A 15,750-nucleotide genomic window follows, 5' to 3' on the forward strand; every position below is an offset into this window, starting at 1 on the left:
ATTCAATAGCATTAGGAAAACTTGACAGAATATGGTTCTAATCCCCTGGGTTTAATGATAAAATATCGAAGTGTGTCAAATTTTAGAAGAAAGGGGGAAATTATCATGCATTGGTATACAAGCGTATTGAAGAAATACGTCGCATTTGAAGGAAGAGCTAGACGTCAAGAATATTGGATGTTCACTTTGTTCAACATCATCGTGTCTCTGGTAATTGCTCTCGTAGACTATTTAATTGGTACAGGATCTATTTTGGGCATGATCTATTCATTAGCTGTTTTACTGCCTAGTTTGAGCGTAACTGCACGCCGATTGCACGATACTGGAAGAAGCGGTTGGTGGATCCTTCTCTCGTTTATTCCTTTTATCGGTGCAATTATTTTGCTCGTATTCTTGTGCCAAGACAGCCAAGGAGACAACAAATACGGTGCGAATCCAAAAACTTCGCAATCCTTCTAATGTCTCCATCGCCTCTCCCCAAAGGGAGAGGTTTTTTATTTTTGGCCCAAAGAAAAAACGGCAGTTCGGGGCTCCCCAAATGCCGTTTTTCCACTACCGTTTTACGCCTCGTCCCAAAAACGTCGCAGGTTGTCCATCCCAATCTTGGAACCTTCGCGACAATCCTCCATGCCTTCGAACTCGACCGTGATATAGCCATCATAGCCGGACTGCTTGACCAGCTTGACGACTTCGCGGATATTGATGTCGCCTTGGCCGACTATTGCTCCACGCAGGAAGTTGCCATTGACGGTCTTGAACCATTTGCCTGCGCCTGGATCATGGTAGGACGGGCGGAAGTAGAAATCTTTGAAATGCACGAGCGAAGCGTAAGGCAGATTTTTTTGCACACCGACCAGCGAAGCCTCGTCTACACACATGAAGTTTCCTATATCCAACGTCGTTTTGAAATTCGGGCGGTTGACCTCATGCAAGACACGCTGCACGCGATCACTTGCCTGCACCAGCCAGCCGTGATTCTCGATTGTCGTCGTTATTCCGAATTGAGCAGCATAATCAGCGATTCTGCGGCTTCCCTCGACCATCTCAGCCAAATGCTTTTCAAAGTACTCGATCGTCGTCTCCTCTACGGGAACAGTAAAGGCGGACACATCGTGGCGCATATGCTTGATGCCCATGCGGTGCAGTAGATCAACATGTGTTTTTACACGTGCGACTTCTGCTTCGAAGGCTTCTTCGTCTGGTTGAATAAAGTTCGTCGGCATCGAGTAGTTGGACAGCTCAATCCCTACCGCTTTTGCCTTATCCCGAACAGCGTCTGCCAATTCGTAGTTATCGACCAGTGTAAAACCGTACGGGACGATTTCCATGTGCTCGCCGCCATTATCGGCGATCCATTGCACGACATCCAGAACATCCATTTCCCCAGCTCGGATTGCTGTTAGCAGACTGTAAGTGCTCAATCCAATTTTCATCAGTTCCACCTCATTTGATTTATTGTATAGAAAGGCTACTGCTCATCATGATGAGAGATGCACCTTGTTGATAGTCACGACTTGCTTGAGTCGATGGGATTCATAGGCTGCCTTCACCACTTCGAGTGTGCGCAATCCATCCTCTCCAGTAATAGACGGAGGTCGACCTTCCATGACATTTTGCACAAAATCGGCGATAAGCCGCTCATCCATATCCACAGCCCAAGGTAAATGTTGCAGCTTCGAATCGCGGTCATTGTAATAGAACGCGTGTTGCTTGAATACATCGACGTCCAACGTGCCCTTGGTGCCGACAATTCGCATCGTCACATCTCCCCATGTCGGGAACGTCTTCGGCCGCGACCAGCTCGGATCGATTCCGACGATCACGCCAGACTCCATTTCCACGGAAACCAGGCCACAATCCTCTACCTCTATCTTGTAAAAACGTGTGTCCAGCTCAGCGTAGACGCTTTTTGCTTCGTCTTGGAGTATCCAGCGTACGAGGTCCATCAGATGGACGATGTGATCCGTTGCTGCCCCACCGCCAGACAGCTCTTTTTCAATGAACCAGCCACCTGGCATTTGTCCGTGGTTCGTGCCATCGATGGCGAGGATGTCTCCGAGACCACCTGATTGAACGATTTGTTTGACACTTTCCATCACGGGTGCAAATCGTACAGGGTAGGCAACCTGGAGCAAGACACCTTCCTCTTTGCAGACCTGAATCATTTCGCGTGCATCCGCAATCTCGGTGGCAATTGGTTTCTCGCACAGAATGTGCTTTTTCGCTCGGGCTGCGGCAATCACGTGCTCCTTGTGCTTGGCATTTTCCGAGCAAACAATGACGGCGTCGATACCGGATTGTAAAAAGGCTTGCAGATCTTCGTAAAAATCGAGCTGGTAGGTAGTCGCCGCTTCCTCTCCACGGCGGGAGTTATCATCCCAGACTGCTATCAGCTGCGCATCCGGGTGCTTTTGCAAATAAGTAGCGTAGCTATGCGCATGCATATGGGCGAAGCTGATGATTCCTACCTTCATTCCTCATCACCTCCGTGCATGAGCTTCACAGGTTGTCCCGTCTTGACCGATTCTTTCGCCGCTAGAGTAATATCGAGAGCAGCGAGCAGATCACAAGAATGCAGACGTAGCCCTGCCTGTTTTTGTACACAGCGAATGAAATGCTCCCGCTGTCGCTGCATCAGGTCCATCCCTTGGAATGTTGTCGGCAGAAATTGCTCTCCTCGGCTCCAGCGAATGGGGATGCTTTCCCGGCTATCATGTGTAATCATTCCTTGATCACCGGCAAGCTCAAAGGAAACATGTTCTGTCCCCTCCGCCCAAGATAGCTCTACATGCGCAATTGCCCCGCCTGCCATTCGGAGCATGACCAGCGCATAATGGACGATCTGTCCTGATTCATTCGTGTGCTTGACCTCTCGCGCCATTACTCGCTCAACTTCGCCGAACGTCCAACACAGCCATTCGAATTCACGCATTCCATGCGAATGAAAAATGCATTTTCCTACATTTTTAGCCGATGCAGGAGCATCTCTTCGCAAGCGAATGACGCCTGCTTTACCTATGGCCCCATTCTTTATTTGCTCGTGCGCCTGCTCGTATTCTGGAGCAAAACGCAGCGTATTTGCGAATTGCAGCACGCTATTATGCTGATCGCATAAACCGATTCCTTCACGGCTTAGAGCGGAACCTTCTGCGCATAAAATATGCTTTCCCGCCTGGGCAGCAAGCGTCACCCATGGGTCAGCGCTGTCCGTAACTGAGCCAATATCCACGATATCCACTTCTGTTCCCTGCAAGATTTCGCGCAAAGAAAACAAGCTGTCCGCCACACCTACAATCTCTGCCTCTTTGATCCGAAGCCAAGCCTGCGACTCTTTGACGCTTGTTCCCGCTTCCCCTGCGACTACAACTTTTACCATGATCCCGCTCCCCCTCTCCTCGAGCTTTCTGGACTGCTAGACACAACTCTCTTATAACGAAAACTGAAACGTATCCTGCAATAAAACAGCAGCAGCTCCTGCTACCTCTACATTTTCACCCAACGAATTCGGCCGAATCTCCAGGTCCTCCGTCAGGATTCCATGCGCGTATTCCCCCACGTAGTCTTTTACTTTGGCAATCAACAGCTCATTTTCGAAGGCAATCTCTCCGCCTAGAATGATGACCTCCGGATTGAACAAATGAATCAGATTGACCAACCCCGAAGCCAAATAAGAAGCGGTTTCCTCCAAAATACTGACCGCAAGCGGGTCCTGCTCTGCCAAAGCCTGACGAAACACCGCAGGAGTAATTCGGCCAACATCCTGCTCCACCAAATCCGAAATGCGGCTCGTCTTTCCTTTCGCAAGCGAGGAGACCAGCTTGGAGTAAATCGTTGGCCAGCTCACGTAATTTTCCAGACAACCAACATTTCCGCAGTCGCACCGCACACCTGCCCGATCAATCGTGGTATGACCGAACTCACCGGCCCCGCCTTTAAAGCCCCTGTAGATGGAACCGTTCATCAAAATACTGGCTCCCAATCCATCCCCAATCGTGACGTACAGCATGTTTTGATAATGACTGAAATCCCCGATGGTCTTCTCGGCGAGCAAGTACGCGTTCGTGTCGTTATCCAACCATGTTTTCAACTGGAAACGTTGCTCGATCATTTCTTTAACAGGAGCGTTCTGCAAGCGGAGCTTTGGATTGTAGCGAATCACCCCATGGACCGAGTCCACGATGCCTTGAGTGACAATCGAGATTCCCATGCATGTCTCCAGACTCGCCGCGGCTCCATGCAAAAATTGCTCAATCACCTCCAGCAAATAAGCGAGTATGCTCTCCCCTTGGTACGGCTTGATCGAGTGGACTTCCTTTCGTTTGACTGCGGCTTCCAGATTCATCTCGGCAATCGTAATCTTCGAGCCAGAGATCGAGATGCCGATCAGAAAGCGACTGTCTGGGGAGAACTGGACCAATATCGGTTTTCGTCCGCCATTTGACTCCCCTGTTCCCACCTCGCATACGAACGAGTCACGAATCAGCTCACTGACAGCCGAGGTCACGGTAGTAGGACTCAGTTTGTTCCGCTTCGCTATTTCACTCCGGGAAATAGGCCCGTAATGACGGATCGTATCGAATATGATGGAGCGATTCAGTTCCTGGATCAGCTTTAAATCACCCGTCCTACGCATGTAACCATCCCTTTTTTTCAAATCACAAATGGCAGGCGACAAAATGCTCTCGGTCTGCCGCTACCCGCAATGCAGGTGCTGTGGTCTTGCATATGTCCATCACGAACGGACAGCGCGTATGAAACAGACAGCCTGACGGCGGATTCACCGGGCTCGGCACATCTCCCTGCAAAATAATCCTCTCCCGCTTTGCCCGCGGATCAGGAATCGGAACCGAAGAGAGCAGCGCTTTTGTATACGGATGCCCGGGATTCGCAAAAATCGTTTCCTTCGGGCCGGATTCTACGAGACTCCCCAAATACATCACACCGATCTTGTCGCTAATATGCTCGACCACGCTCAAATCGTGGGAAATAAACAAATAGGTCAAATGAAATTCTTCCTGCAAATCTTTTAGCAAATTCAAGATTTGCGATTGAATCGACACATCAAGAGCAGAGACTGGCTCATCCGCGACGATCAGCTTCGGCTTCAAAATCAGGGCACGAGCGATTCCGATACGTTGCCGTTGCCCTCCGCTGAATTCATGGGCGAATTTCTCCGCATGATAGCTGGAGAGCCCGACGACCTCGAGCATTTCAGCGACAATCCGATCACGCTCCAGGGCAGACAGCTTCGTATGAATGAGGAGAGGCTCTGCTACCACATCGCGAATTTTCATCCGCGGATTCAGTGAGGCGTACGGGTCCTGAAAAACCATCTGTACCTGCTTGCGCACTTCCCGCAGCTTCGTTTCGTTCATCTTGGAGATTTCTTCCCCTTGGATCCAAATCTTGCCCTCATCTGGCATCAAAAGTCGTGTGACCAAGCGCCCTGTCGTCGACTTGCCACAGCCGCTTTCTCCGACCAGACTGAACGTCTCGCCTTCCTTGATCTCGAACGAAACGTGATTTACTGCCTTTACACTTTTTTTGCTGCTGAATAGACCACTATCAATCGGGAACGTTTTTTTGATACCGTCTACCACGACCAGTGATTTAGACATGAACATCCCTACCTTCCTCTTGATAGAGCCAGCAGCGGCAAGAACGTTCTTCTCCCACCGTCGTAATGGCGGGCTCCTTTTCCCAACAAACAGGCATGACATCCTTGCAGCGCGGAGCAAACTTGCAGCCCTTCGGCATATTGCTTGGTGTCGGTACGTTCCCCGGAACCGAATCCAGCCGTGCGCGCTTCTGCCCGATTTTAGGGACAGAGCCAATCAAGCCTTTGGTATACGGATGCTTGGGTTCGTCGAACAAGTCGTAAACAGATGCTTCCTCCACGACACGCCCTGCGTACATGACCACAACACGGTTGCACATCTCTGCCACGACGCCGAGATCGTGCGTGATCAACAGCATCGACATGTGCTCGTCAGCCTGAAGTTGCTTCATGACATCGAGGATTTGGGCTTGAATCGTCACATCGAGTGCCGTCGTTGGCTCATCGGCGATCAACAGGTTGGGATTGCAGGACATCGCCATCGCAATCATGATGCGCTGTCGCATACCGCCAGAGAGCTGATGCGGATACTCCCCCATAATTTCGCTTGGTCGCGGAATGCCCACCTTTGTCAGCATGCTCACTGCTTGTTCTCGCGCCTTTTGGTCGGAGTAGCCGAGATGCAAACGAATGGCTTCCATCAATTGCTCTCCGATTTTCATCACCGGGTTGAGCGAGGTCATCGGCTCCTGAAAAATCATCGAGATTTCTTTTCCGCGAATACGGCGCATATCACTCTCCGAAATCGAAAGAAGATTCGTACCGTTGTAAACAATCTCTCCGTTGGTAATCTCACCAGTCGTGTCCTTGAACAGGCGCATGATCGACAAGGAGGTCACGCTCTTGCCGCAGCCCGATTCGCCAACCAGTCCGAGCACTTCGCCTTTTTTTATATGAAAGCTGACATGATCGAGGACGACTGTCTTCTGTTTGTCTCTCGTAAATTGTGTTTGCAGATGCTTTACTTCAATGATGTTCTCACTCATCTGCCCCATCTCCCTCGTTTAGTTCTTCGTTTTCGGGTCCAAAATATCGCGCAGGCCATCCCCAACGAGGTTGAACGCCAGCACGGTCAAAAAGATCGCAATCCCGGGAATGATGACCACATGAGGAGAAGTGGCGAGATAATCACGCCCCATACTGAGCATCGCTCCCCAGTCGGGACTCTCGGGCGCAGCCCCCAGACCGAGAAAGCTGAGACTGGATGCCGCCAAAATTGAGGTACCGATCCGCATGGAAAAAAAGACGATCATACTGGAGACGGTCTCTGGAAAGATGTGCCGAAAAATAATCCGGCTACTTTTTGCCCCCATGGACCGCGCTGCTTCTACAAACACCGCTTCCTTGGCAGCCAATGTATTGCCGCGGATCAAACGAGCAAACGATGGAATACTGAACACCGCCACTGCTACGACGACATTCGTTAATCCCGGGCCGAGGATCGCAACGATGGCGATTGCGAGCAGCAAATCGGGAAAAGCGAACATGACGTCACTCCACCGCATGATGAGGCGATCCAGCCACCCGCCGTAATATCCGCTAATCAAGCCTAATACGGTTCCAACCACTGCGCCGACCAGCACAGAGGAAAAGCTGACGCCAAGAGAGATTCCCGTTCCTACGATGATGCGGCTCAAAATATCTCGTCCGTATTCATCTGTCCCTGCCCAATGCTCCATGGATGGAGTTTGCAACGTCACATCATAGTTCGGCTCGTACGGATCATACGGCGCGATCCACGGGCCAAAGAGCGCGATCACAAACAAAAACAAGATAAAAAACCCTGCCCAGAATGCTGTCTTTTGCTTCTTCCACTTCTTCCAAAACTCGCGGGCTCGGGATTTCTTTTCAGTGGGAACTATAACGTTTTGCCCGATTTCTTTTACTACCTCCATTTACGTCACCTCCTTGCCATTAGCTGTCATAACGGATTTTCGGATTCAGTGCCTTGTACAAGATGTCTACCAGCAGATTCACGAGAATGAACTCCAGTGAAAACAACAGAATGACTGCCTGTACGACCGGATAATCGCGAAAAGCAATGGAATCGATCAACAGACGCCCCATACCCGGAATGCTAAACACCGTCTCTACGACAACCGATCCGCCCAGCAAAAAGCCGAATTGCAATCCGGCGATGGTCACGACCGGAATCATTGAGTTTTTCAAAGCGTGCTTGCGAACGACTACGGATTCCTTCAACCCTTTTGCCCGACCTGTTCGGATAAAATCTTCCTTTAATGTTTCGAGCAGGGAGGACCGTGTAAAACGGGCCAGCATCGACATGATTCCTGCCCCTAAGGTTAACGAAGGAAGCACGTAGCTTTTCCAGCTCTCGACCCCACCTGTGGGAAACCAGCCCAGCGAGACAGAAAAAACTTGTATGAGAATGAGCCCCAGCCAAAATCCAGGCAAGGAAATGCCGGAAATCGCCGTCAGCATCCCTACGTAATCCGGCCATTTATTGCGGAAAACAGCAGAGATGGTCCCAATCAGCAGACCGAGCACCAAAGCCCAGCCCAGGCTCAAAAATGTCAACGTCATCGTTACGGAAAAACGGTTTTCAAACATATCGCTAATGGGAAGCCCCGTCTTCAAGGAGTGTCCCAAATTTCCTGTCACGAGGTTTTGCATGTAGTTGACGTACTGGGTCAGCAATGGCTTATCCAAGCCCAGCTCCTGACGCACCCGCTCGATCTCTTCCAAGGTCGCTTCTTTTCCCGCCGCCAAGCGGACAGGATCACCCGGAACCAGATGGATAAAGAAGAAAATGAGCAACGACACGACAAAAATAATCGGGATGATCTCGATGAGTCTCTTCACGATATAACGGAACATGGTACGGTTCCTCCTAAAAGAAAAGCAGCGCCCAGCGGCAGACAATGCCCGAACGCTGCTTCAAGTATTATTGGAACGCCGCTTCTCTTACATAGATGCCGCCACTCGGTGTGATATAAACACCATTCACGTTCGCGCGTTTTCCGTACAAGATTTCATCGACTGCGAGGAAAATCCATGGTGCATCTTTAAACACATGTTCTTGCACGACACCATATAGCTGCTTTTGCTTGTCTTGGTCTGACGATTGTGTCGCTTCCTTGATACTCTGATCGACGAGGTCATTTTTGTAGAAAGCCGTGTTCGCTCCCGCTGGCGGGAAGTTTTCGCTGCTAAACAACGAACGCATCGCATTGTCTGGATCAGCGGAAGACCAGCTAACGTACCACATGTTCATTTTTGCTTCTTCTGGAGACTTGATGCCGTAGATTTCATCGGACAGCGTGGCTTCTTCCATCGATTTCACTTCAACGGTGATGCCGACCTTCTGCAATTGCTGCTGAATGAATTGCATGCCCTTCATCGTATCCGAGTTCGTATTTCCCCAAATGTCCGTTGTGAAGCCGTTCTCGTAGCCTGCTTCTTTCAAAAGCTGCTTCGCTTTTTCGATGTTGTATTCATACGCGCCTTGCTTCGCGTAGTGGGCAATCGTCGGAGACATCACGGATTCCAGTTGTGCGCCGTATCCGGATTTCACGACTTTAATGAACGCGTCCTTGTCCACTGCATGATTGATGGCTTGGCGAACGCGCGGATCATCAAACGGCTTTTTCAGCATATTGATCGAGACATACCTGGTGATGGTCGAAGGTGTGCGCTCTACCTTTACTCCCTCTGCTCCGTTCAGTGTCTCTACTTGCTGCTCCGGCAACGGATAAATGACATCGGCTTCACCGGTCTTCAGCATGGCTACGCGGGAGCCGTTTTCAGGAACGGGCTTGTAGACGATTTTACCGACCTTGGCTGCACCCTTGTTCCAGTGATCTGGATTCAGTTCTACCGTCAGATGGTCACCCTGTACCCATTCCACGAATTTATATGGACCTGTACCGACTGGATTTTTGGTAATGTCTTTGCCGTACTTTTCCAGAGCCGCCGGGCTGATGATTCCGGTCGTGAACTTGTTGATCATCGCGGAAAACGGCTGGTTCAGCGTCACTTTCACTGTGTACTCGTCGACAACCTCTGTGGACTTGATGTATTTGTAGTTTCGGTAAGCTCTCAAGTTGTTGTCTTTGTTGCTCATCCGGTCGAAGTTGATTTTGACCGCTTCGGCATTGAATGGTGTGCCGTCATGGAACTTCACGTTTTGCCGGAGCTTGAAGGTGTACTCTGTCGCATCTTCATTCACCGAATATTCAGTCGATAAACCCGGCATAAGCTTCAAATCCTTGTCGTAAATCAGAAGCCCTTCAAACATTGCGCTTTGGACACCCGATGACAGTGCATCCCCTGTATTTTGCGGGTCCATCGTGATGAAGTTTTCGTTTACGGCGATGACCATCTGATCCTTTTGCGGCGCTCCCGTCGTTGTCCCCCCATTGGAAGCTGCCGGAGTTCCACTACCACTGCCACCGCCACTGGAACATCCGAAAAGTAAAGCCACTGAAAAAAGTAAGACGGATGCTGTTCGCAAAAACGATGCTTTTTGCATTTCTTTTCCCCCTTGTCTTCATCTACTCTATGGGTGATATCTGGATGTCCATGGATAGGTCTTGCCTGCCGGTTATCGGGTAAATACGATTTCTCTTCCGGTCGCAGCTGATTCGTAAATGCCGCACAGAATCTTCATCATCTCCACGCCGTCCTGTACAGGACTGAGCGTTTCTTTTTCACCTAATAGGCTTGCGATGAAGTGATCGATCTCATTTTGGAAGCCTCGCTTGAAATCAAACGATAGTTTATCCATCTGCGGGCTGACATTCAGGATCGTGTCATGCTTTTCTGCAATGATGGAAAGCTCTGGCTCCACCTCTGCGCCTCCCTTGTCCCCGTACAGCTTGACGGCCAGCTCGTCTTTTTTCGCATGCAGTGTATAGCTCACATCGACGAAAAGCGACGCTCCGTTTTCAAAGCGAATGAGTGCATTGGCCATATCCTCCACGGTGTTTTGGGAAGGGTCGTAGTCAGCGGCTTTGTAAAAGGAGAGATTTTTGACGTTAGCGCGATTGCCCAGCTTGTTGTATGTATTGCCGCTGACGGTCGTTACTTTTGGGCAGCCCATCAAGTACCAGCACAGATCAATGACATGCACGCCGAGATCGATGAGTGGACCTCCGCCAGATCTGTCCTTGTCAGCGAACCAACCTCCCGGATTGCCCAAACGGCGCAGACAGGATGCCTTCGCGTAATAAATGTCACCCAGCTCGCCCGCCTCGATGAACTGCTTGAGCAATTGCGCATTCGTATCGTACCTTCTCACAAAGCCCACCTGGAGCAGCTTGCCACTCTCTTTTACGGCTTTTTCTATCAGGAGAGAGCTTTCAACTGTTGTACTTAAAGGCTTTTCCAAAAGCACGTGCTTACCCGCTCTAAGAGCAGCGATGGCAATATCTGCATGCGTGTTGTTCCATGTACAAATACTCACTGCGTCCACCTGTTCATCTGCGAGAACATCCTCAAGCTTGCTGTAGTAGGTCTCGGCCTCGTACTTCTGTGCTTTTTCCCGAACGCGCTCCTCGTTGAAGTCCACGACGGCACGAATTTCTGTACGCTCGTTTTGCTGGTACGATTGCAAGTGCATGTCTGAAATTGATCCTGCACCAATCACCGCAACTCTCACTTTTGCCATGATGTTGTCTTCCTCCTTGCTTCTCATTTCTTAATTAGTTTTTTCAGTGGAGTAATTAATAAGATGATACAAAATTGTTTTAATTTTTGCAATAAGGTTTTTCGAATATTCCCCCTGCCGCTCCCATCACTCCAGCTTCTATCCCGATATGACTCGTAACCACCCGCACTTTCTCCCCCAATCCAGCTATGCATCTATCCCTCATGCTCTTTTCGATTTCGGGAAGCAATAATGCAGAAGCGTTCATAACCCCGCCTCCGAAGACGATAACCTCCGGATTAAACAAATAGATCAGATTAGCGGCTCCTATACCTAAGAAAAACCCGGCTTGCTTTACGATTTGCGCGAAAAATGGATCTCCTGCAAGCGCAGCTTCACTGATCACTTTTGCCGTCAGCTCGCCATTTTCCACAAGGAATCGATCGATGACAGGCTCCTTTGCAGTTGTCAGCTTTTGACGGGCGCTGTTTTCGATGGCAGTACCGGAAGCGTAATTTTCCAGACATCCGCGATTTCCACAGCGACATGACGGTCCATTCCAATCGATCGAGATATGACCAAATTCTCCCGCGCTCCCATCTCTACCTGAAACCAGCCGACCATCACTGATGATCCCTGCCCCTACCCCTGTGCTGACCGTAACGTAAATCATATTTCGTGTACCGACACCTGCGCCCCATAGCCACTCTGCAATTGCAGCCGCATTCGCGTCGTTGAACAGTCGGACAGGCAATCCGAACCTTTGCCCGATCAACTTGCCAATCGGTACATTTCGCCAACCCAGATTGCTCGCAAAAATGACCTCGCCGCTCTCGCTGTTAATCACACCAGCTGAAGCAATGCCTACACCGCTTACTTTTTCGAGATCGATGCCGCTTTCTGACAGGACATCGTGAATGGCAAAAAGCACCCTTTCGATCACTGCCTTTTCCCCTTCTTCCGCGGTGGTTGGCAACAGCTTTTGTGCGATGATCCTGCCTCCACGATCCACCAAACCAGCCAAGATTTTGGTCCCGCCCAGATCCAGCCCAATCGCATATTCATCTTTTGTCATGCTCGTCTCTCCTTCGTTCGCCATTACTACTCCCTATTAATTTCTCCAATGACTTTATAAATTCAACTTAGCTTTATTTGTAGCACACCCCCTCCCTTTCGTCCAGATTATTCGAAAAATTCGACTTGTCGGCAGACTTCTTCTTTCGAATACCAAGAAACACAAAGGACAGAATAAAACTGTTAAAACGCCCAAAAGGAGGGTTGCACGTTGAATAAACAGACGCTGGCTGCCCATGAATCACTGGATATTCATGAAGTACTTAACTTCAAAACACTCTGCCTCGCCAAATCCAAGCTGATGCAAGGCATTGTATTCGATCAGGATTTGCGGGCGTTAATGCAAAAAGATGTAGAGCAATCCATGCAAGCAATCGCTGAGCTCCAAGCTATTTACAAGAACGCCCCCTTCCAGGCACCGATTCCGCAAACTCGTCCGACCCCCATCATAAACTGAAGGTGAGAATCCGATGAACAACGATTATCTAGACCCGATCAATGCGTTAAACATGCCGGAGAAGGCAGATATGACTTTTGCGATGGACTTCCTCCTTCGTGCCAAAGAAGGCGTCCGAAACACGGCAATCGCCCTGACGGAAACGGTTACTCCGGAAGCAAGATCCGTATTGCGGAAACAACTCCATCAAGGAATTGCTCTCCATCAAGAAATCGCGGAGTTGATGCTCAGGAAAAAGTGGTTTCATCCCTACGAGCTCCATGAACAGTATCAACTAGACCACCTCTCGGCCTTGGAAACGATCCAAATCGGGCAAATGAACCTCTTCCCTGAGGATACCTCGCGAAAAGGCATGTTCGATCGGACACCAGATGAACACCAGTGATGGAGGAACTTATCGATGAAAGCTGTTACATACCAAGGCATTAAAAACGTAGTGGTAAAAGAGGTACCCGATCCGAAGATGGAAAAGCCCGATGATATGATCGTGAAATTGACAAGCACCGCCATATGCGGATCTGATCTCCATTTAATTCATGGCATGATACCCAATTTGCAAGAGGATTATATTATCGGTCACGAACCAATGGGCATTGTCGAAGAGGTAGGCCCCGGTGTTACCAAGCTGAAAAAGGGCGACCGTGTCATCATTCCATTTACGATTGCTTGTGGCGAATGCTTTTACTGCCAAAACCATTTAGAAAGCCAATGTGACAATTCAAACGAGAATGGGGAAATGGGTGGCTTTTTCGGATATTCCGGTACAACGGGCGGTTATCCTGGGGGACAGGCTGAGTATTTACGGGTCCCCTTTGCGAACTTTACCCATTTCAAGCTACCCGAAAACTGCGAAGCAGAAGATGAAAAGCTGTGCTTGATTGCCGATGCCATGCCAACTGCCTATTGGAGCGTAGATAACGCAGGTGTCAAGAACGGAGATACCGTGATCGTTCTCGGCTGCGGCCCAGTAGGTCTTCTAGTGCAAAAGTTTTGTTGGCTGAAGGGTGCAAAACGTGTGATTGCGGTTGATTATATCGATTACCGCCTGCAACATGCAAAGCGTACAAACAACGTTGAAATCGTAAACTTTGAGCAAAAGGAGAATATCGGCAACTACCTCAAAGAAATCACGAAGGGCGGTGCTGATGTTGTCATCGATGCGGTTGGCATGGATGGAAAAATGTCCGCTCTGGAGTTTCTGGCGAGTGGCTTGAAGCTGCAAGGAGGCGCTATGGGCGCAATTGTCATCGCTACCCAAGCAGTCCGCAAAGGCGGTACGATCCAAATAACCGGTGTTTATGGCGGGCGCTATAATGCCTTCCCTCTTGGAGACATCATGCAACGCAATGTCAACATACGTTCCGGACAAGCTCCTGTGATCCACTACATGCCATATATGTATGAGCTCATTACCACCGGCAAAGTCGATCCAGGCGACATCATCACGCATGTCATCCCTTTGAGTGAAGCTAAGCGTGGATACGAAGTGTTCGATACGAAAACCGACAATTGCATAAAAGTCATTTTGAAGCCTTGATGAAGACAGAAGGGGGGATTTTGCTACGATGGGTTACGGATTACATGAACAGCTTGAACTGCATGAGATCGCTGCTTTTAAAACCATATGCATGACCAAGTCAAAGACAATGCAAGCCTTAGTTTCAGACGAGACGTTGAGGCAGTTTTTGGCTGATGATGTTCTCGTCTCGACCAGACAGCTTCAGGAGCTGAACTCTTTACTATTAAAAGCAAATTCATAGGGGGGAAACATGGAATGTCTGGCATTCTTCAAAGCTTAGCTGGTATGGGTGCCCTGACGGATCAAGTAATCGCCATGGACTTTCTCATCTCCGCCAAAAGCGGTGTGCGGAACTATGCGATGGCACTGACGGAAACAGGCACCCCAGAAATTAAGGCAATACTAACCAAGCAATTGGAAGAAGCAATCGATTTACACGAAAAGATCAGCCTGTACATGATTGAGCGAGGCTGGTATCATCCATGGAATATTACCGAGCAGATTCAGTTGGATCAGCAAAATATCCAGACCGCGTTAAATCTTTCGTGAAGTGAAAGCATCCTTTATGGGTGCTTTTTATTTTGTCTACTATTCGACAATATCTCCTAAAGCAAAAGGAATAAACATCCTATAAAATGGTATATATGGCTTTTTTAGAGAGAGGCGATGATATCCACCTTATATCTTTGATAGAGTACCGCAACATCTGGCATCTACTCGATGATCGTTTCAGCGCTACATTTACCACTGTCAAGAAAGGTTGATGTTCATGTTTAAAAAAGCCTTGATCATCCTGACATTAAGCTCAGTTGTCGCTGTACCAAGTGTAGCCGCTCAAGCCCAAGGGGCAGATCTACCTTCACAGGAGAAGGCGCCCGCCTCCGCAAAAACAATAATCAAAAATGCCGCATTTGGTCAAGAAGTCTGGGTAATGCTCGGCTCGCCTATTCCAACCGGATGGGTCGTGATCAGATCTTCTGGCAATATGAACCTGATTATGGATTTGAACAATGCTCCTGCTGGTTACGAGGTTTGGGTAATGCTCGGCTCACCTATTCCTGACGGCTGGGTTGTGATCAGAAGTTCTGGGAATATGAACCAGATCAAAAATTTGAATAACGCTTCTTCTGGCCAGGAAGTTTGGGTAATGCTCGGCTCGCCTATTCCTGACGGCTGGGTTGTGATCAGAAGCTCTGGGAATATGAACCAGATTAAAAATTTGAACAACGCTTCTTCTGGTCAAGAGGTATGGGTGATGCTAGGCTCGCCTATTCCTGACGGCTGGATCATTATCAGATCATCGGGAACAATGAACCTGATCAAGCGCCTATAGGCTAATCAGAATAATGGGATAACCGCGTCCTCAATTACTAGGCACATGACATGTATCCCGTCCACAAGCTGATGTCGAAACTCAATCGACATCAGCTTTTTTCCTTTTCTCTTTGGCCACAGGCAGAGGACTCCAACCTCTA

General features: G+C 49.2%; 18 protein-coding genes. 7 read left to right on the forward strand and 11 right to left on the reverse strand.

Going from position 1 to position 15,750, the window contains the following annotated elements; genetic code table 11:
• Positions 1-105 precede the first annotated feature (105 nt).
• A complete protein-coding gene (locus HP568_RS02160; RefSeq protein ID WP_048031234.1) occupies positions 106-459 on the forward strand; it encodes a DUF805 domain-containing protein in 354 nt (117 codons plus the stop codon).
• 101 nt (positions 460-560) lie between these two features.
• On the opposite strand, the gene HP568_RS02165 is transcribed toward HP568_RS02160, so the two are convergent.
• The 11 genes from HP568_RS02165 to HP568_RS02215 form a co-directional block, all read right to left on the reverse strand.
• Positions 561-1,433, reverse strand: a complete 873-nt coding sequence (locus tag HP568_RS02165) for a sugar phosphate isomerase/epimerase family protein (protein WP_048031233.1) — start codon at positions 1,431-1,433, stop codon at positions 561-563.
• Positions 1,434-1,478: 45 nt separating this feature from the next.
• A complete protein-coding gene (locus tag HP568_RS02170) occupies positions 1,479-2,474 on the reverse strand; it encodes a Gfo/Idh/MocA family protein (RefSeq protein WP_173628178.1) in 996 nt (331 codons plus the stop codon).
• Complete coding sequence (locus tag HP568_RS02175) at positions 2,471-3,376, reverse strand: Gfo/Idh/MocA family protein (RefSeq protein ID WP_173628179.1); 906 nt, start codon at positions 3,374-3,376, stop codon at positions 2,471-2,473. Before HP568_RS02175 ends, HP568_RS02170 begins: the two co-directional genes overlap by 4 nt.
• A 51-nt stretch (positions 3,377-3,427) precedes the next feature.
• On the reverse strand, positions 3,428-4,633 hold the full coding sequence (locus HP568_RS02180; protein ID WP_173628180.1) for an ROK family transcriptional regulator: 1,206 nt from the start codon (positions 4,631-4,633) through the stop codon (positions 3,428-3,430).
• 22 nt (positions 4,634-4,655) lie between these two features.
• On the reverse strand, positions 4,656-5,618 hold the full coding sequence (locus HP568_RS02185; RefSeq protein WP_113732300.1) for an ABC transporter ATP-binding protein: 963 nt from the start codon (positions 5,616-5,618) through the stop codon (positions 4,656-4,658).
• Positions 5,611-6,603 carry an ABC transporter ATP-binding protein gene (locus HP568_RS02190; RefSeq protein ID WP_173628181.1) on the reverse strand — a complete coding sequence of 331 codons (993 nt, stop codon included), beginning with the start codon at positions 6,601-6,603 and terminating at the stop codon, positions 5,611-5,613. The genes HP568_RS02185 and HP568_RS02190 overlap by 8 nt, the downstream gene beginning before the upstream one ends.
• A gap of 18 nt (positions 6,604-6,621) precedes the next feature.
• Positions 6,622-7,512 carry an ABC transporter permease subunit gene (locus HP568_RS02195; protein ID WP_048031227.1) on the reverse strand — a complete coding sequence of 297 codons (891 nt, stop codon included), beginning with the start codon at positions 7,510-7,512 and terminating at the stop codon, positions 6,622-6,624.
• 19 nt (positions 7,513-7,531) lie between these two features.
• Positions 7,532-8,455, reverse strand: a complete 924-nt coding sequence (nikB, locus tag HP568_RS02200; protein ID WP_173628182.1) for a nickel ABC transporter permease — start codon at positions 8,453-8,455, stop codon at positions 7,532-7,534.
• Positions 8,456-8,522: 67 nt separating this feature from the next.
• Positions 8,523-10,109: a glutathione ABC transporter substrate-binding protein gene (locus HP568_RS02205; protein ID WP_173628183.1), complete on the reverse strand. Its 1,587-nt coding sequence runs from the start codon at positions 10,107-10,109 to the stop codon at positions 8,523-8,525.
• 72 nt (positions 10,110-10,181) lie between these two features.
• Entirely contained in the window at positions 10,182-11,246 is a 1,065-nt protein-coding gene (locus HP568_RS02210; protein ID WP_173628184.1) for a Gfo/Idh/MocA family protein, read from the reverse strand.
• 79 nt (positions 11,247-11,325) lie between these two features.
• Positions 11,326-12,300 (reverse strand): ROK family protein, encoded by a 975-nt coding sequence (locus tag HP568_RS02215; RefSeq protein WP_173628185.1) that lies wholly within the window; start codon positions 12,298-12,300, stop codon positions 11,326-11,328.
• A 210-nt stretch (positions 12,301-12,510) separates the two neighbouring features.
• Between HP568_RS02215 and HP568_RS02220 the strand changes: the two genes are divergently transcribed.
• From HP568_RS02220 to HP568_RS02245, 6 genes are all read left to right on the forward strand, one after another.
• On the forward strand, positions 12,511-12,756 hold the full coding sequence (locus HP568_RS02220) for a spore gernimation protein GerQ (protein WP_173628186.1): 246 nt from the start codon (positions 12,511-12,513) through the stop codon (positions 12,754-12,756).
• Between the two features lie 13 nt (positions 12,757-12,769).
• A complete protein-coding gene (locus HP568_RS02225) occupies positions 12,770-13,141 on the forward strand; it encodes a spore coat protein (protein ID WP_048031222.1) in 372 nt (123 codons plus the stop codon).
• A 15-nt stretch (positions 13,142-13,156) separates the two neighbouring features.
• Positions 13,157-14,293 (forward strand): zinc-dependent alcohol dehydrogenase, encoded by a 1,137-nt coding sequence (locus HP568_RS02230; RefSeq protein WP_048031221.1) that lies wholly within the window; start codon positions 13,157-13,159, stop codon positions 14,291-14,293.
• Between the two features lie 28 nt (positions 14,294-14,321).
• On the forward strand, positions 14,322-14,516 hold the full coding sequence (locus tag HP568_RS02235; RefSeq protein WP_173628187.1) for a hypothetical protein: 195 nt from the start codon (positions 14,322-14,324) through the stop codon (positions 14,514-14,516).
• 14 nt (positions 14,517-14,530) lie between these two features.
• A complete protein-coding gene (locus tag HP568_RS02240; RefSeq protein ID WP_048031219.1) occupies positions 14,531-14,824 on the forward strand; it encodes a spore coat protein in 294 nt (97 codons plus the stop codon).
• 220 nt (positions 14,825-15,044) lie between these two features.
• Positions 15,045-15,608, forward strand: coding sequence for a hypothetical protein (locus tag HP568_RS02245; protein ID WP_048035696.1), 564 nt, complete (start codon positions 15,045-15,047; stop codon positions 15,606-15,608).
• Positions 15,609-15,750: the final 142 nt, after the last annotated feature.

The sequence above is a fragment of the Brevibacillus sp. MS2.2 genome (assembly GCF_013284345.1).
Lineage (GTDB): Bacteria > Bacillota > Bacilli > Brevibacillales > Brevibacillaceae > Brevibacillus > Brevibacillus brevis_C.

Coding starts and splice junctions, on each gene's coding strand:
- HP568_RS02160 (WP_048031234.1), top strand. CDS start 106: ATGCATTGGTATACAAGCGTATTGAAGAAATACGTCGCATTTGAAGGA.
- HP568_RS02165 (WP_048031233.1), bottom strand. CDS start 1,433: ATGAAAATTGGATTGAGCACTTACAGTCTGCTAACAGCAATCCGAGCT.
- HP568_RS02170 (WP_173628178.1), bottom strand. CDS start 2,474: ATGAAGGTAGGAATCATCAGCTTCGCCCATATGCATGCGCATAGCTAC.
- HP568_RS02175 (WP_173628179.1), bottom strand. CDS start 3,376: ATGGTAAAAGTTGTAGTCGCAGGGGAAGCGGGAACAAGCGTCAAAGAG.
- HP568_RS02180 (WP_173628180.1), bottom strand. CDS start 4,633: ATGCGTAGGACGGGTGATTTAAAGCTGATCCAGGAACTGAATCGCTCC.
- HP568_RS02185 (WP_113732300.1), bottom strand. CDS start 5,618: ATGTCTAAATCACTGGTCGTGGTAGACGGTATCAAAAAAACGTTCCCG.
- HP568_RS02190 (WP_173628181.1), bottom strand. CDS start 6,603: ATGAGTGAGAACATCATTGAAGTAAAGCATCTGCAAACACAATTTACG.
- HP568_RS02195 (WP_048031227.1), bottom strand. CDS start 7,512: ATGGAGGTAGTAAAAGAAATCGGGCAAAACGTTATAGTTCCCACTGAA.
- nikB (WP_173628182.1), bottom strand. CDS start 8,455: ATGTTCCGTTATATCGTGAAGAGACTCATCGAGATCATCCCGATTATT.
- HP568_RS02205 (WP_173628183.1), bottom strand. CDS start 10,109: ATGCAAAAAGCATCGTTTTTGCGAACAGCATCCGTCTTACTTTTTTCA.
- HP568_RS02210 (WP_173628184.1), bottom strand. CDS start 11,246: ATGGCAAAAGTGAGAGTTGCGGTGATTGGTGCAGGATCAATTTCAGAC.
- HP568_RS02215 (WP_173628185.1), bottom strand. CDS start 12,300: ATGACAAAAGATGAATATGCGATTGGGCTGGATCTGGGCGGGACCAAA.
- HP568_RS02225 (WP_048031222.1), top strand. CDS start 12,770: ATGAACAACGATTATCTAGACCCGATCAATGCGTTAAACATGCCGGAG.
- HP568_RS02230 (WP_048031221.1), top strand. CDS start 13,157: ATGAAAGCTGTTACATACCAAGGCATTAAAAACGTAGTGGTAAAAGAG.
- HP568_RS02235 (WP_173628187.1), top strand. CDS start 14,322: ATGGGTTACGGATTACATGAACAGCTTGAACTGCATGAGATCGCTGCT.
- HP568_RS02240 (WP_048031219.1), top strand. CDS start 14,531: ATGTCTGGCATTCTTCAAAGCTTAGCTGGTATGGGTGCCCTGACGGAT.
- HP568_RS02245 (WP_048035696.1), top strand. CDS start 15,045: ATGTTTAAAAAAGCCTTGATCATCCTGACATTAAGCTCAGTTGTCGCT.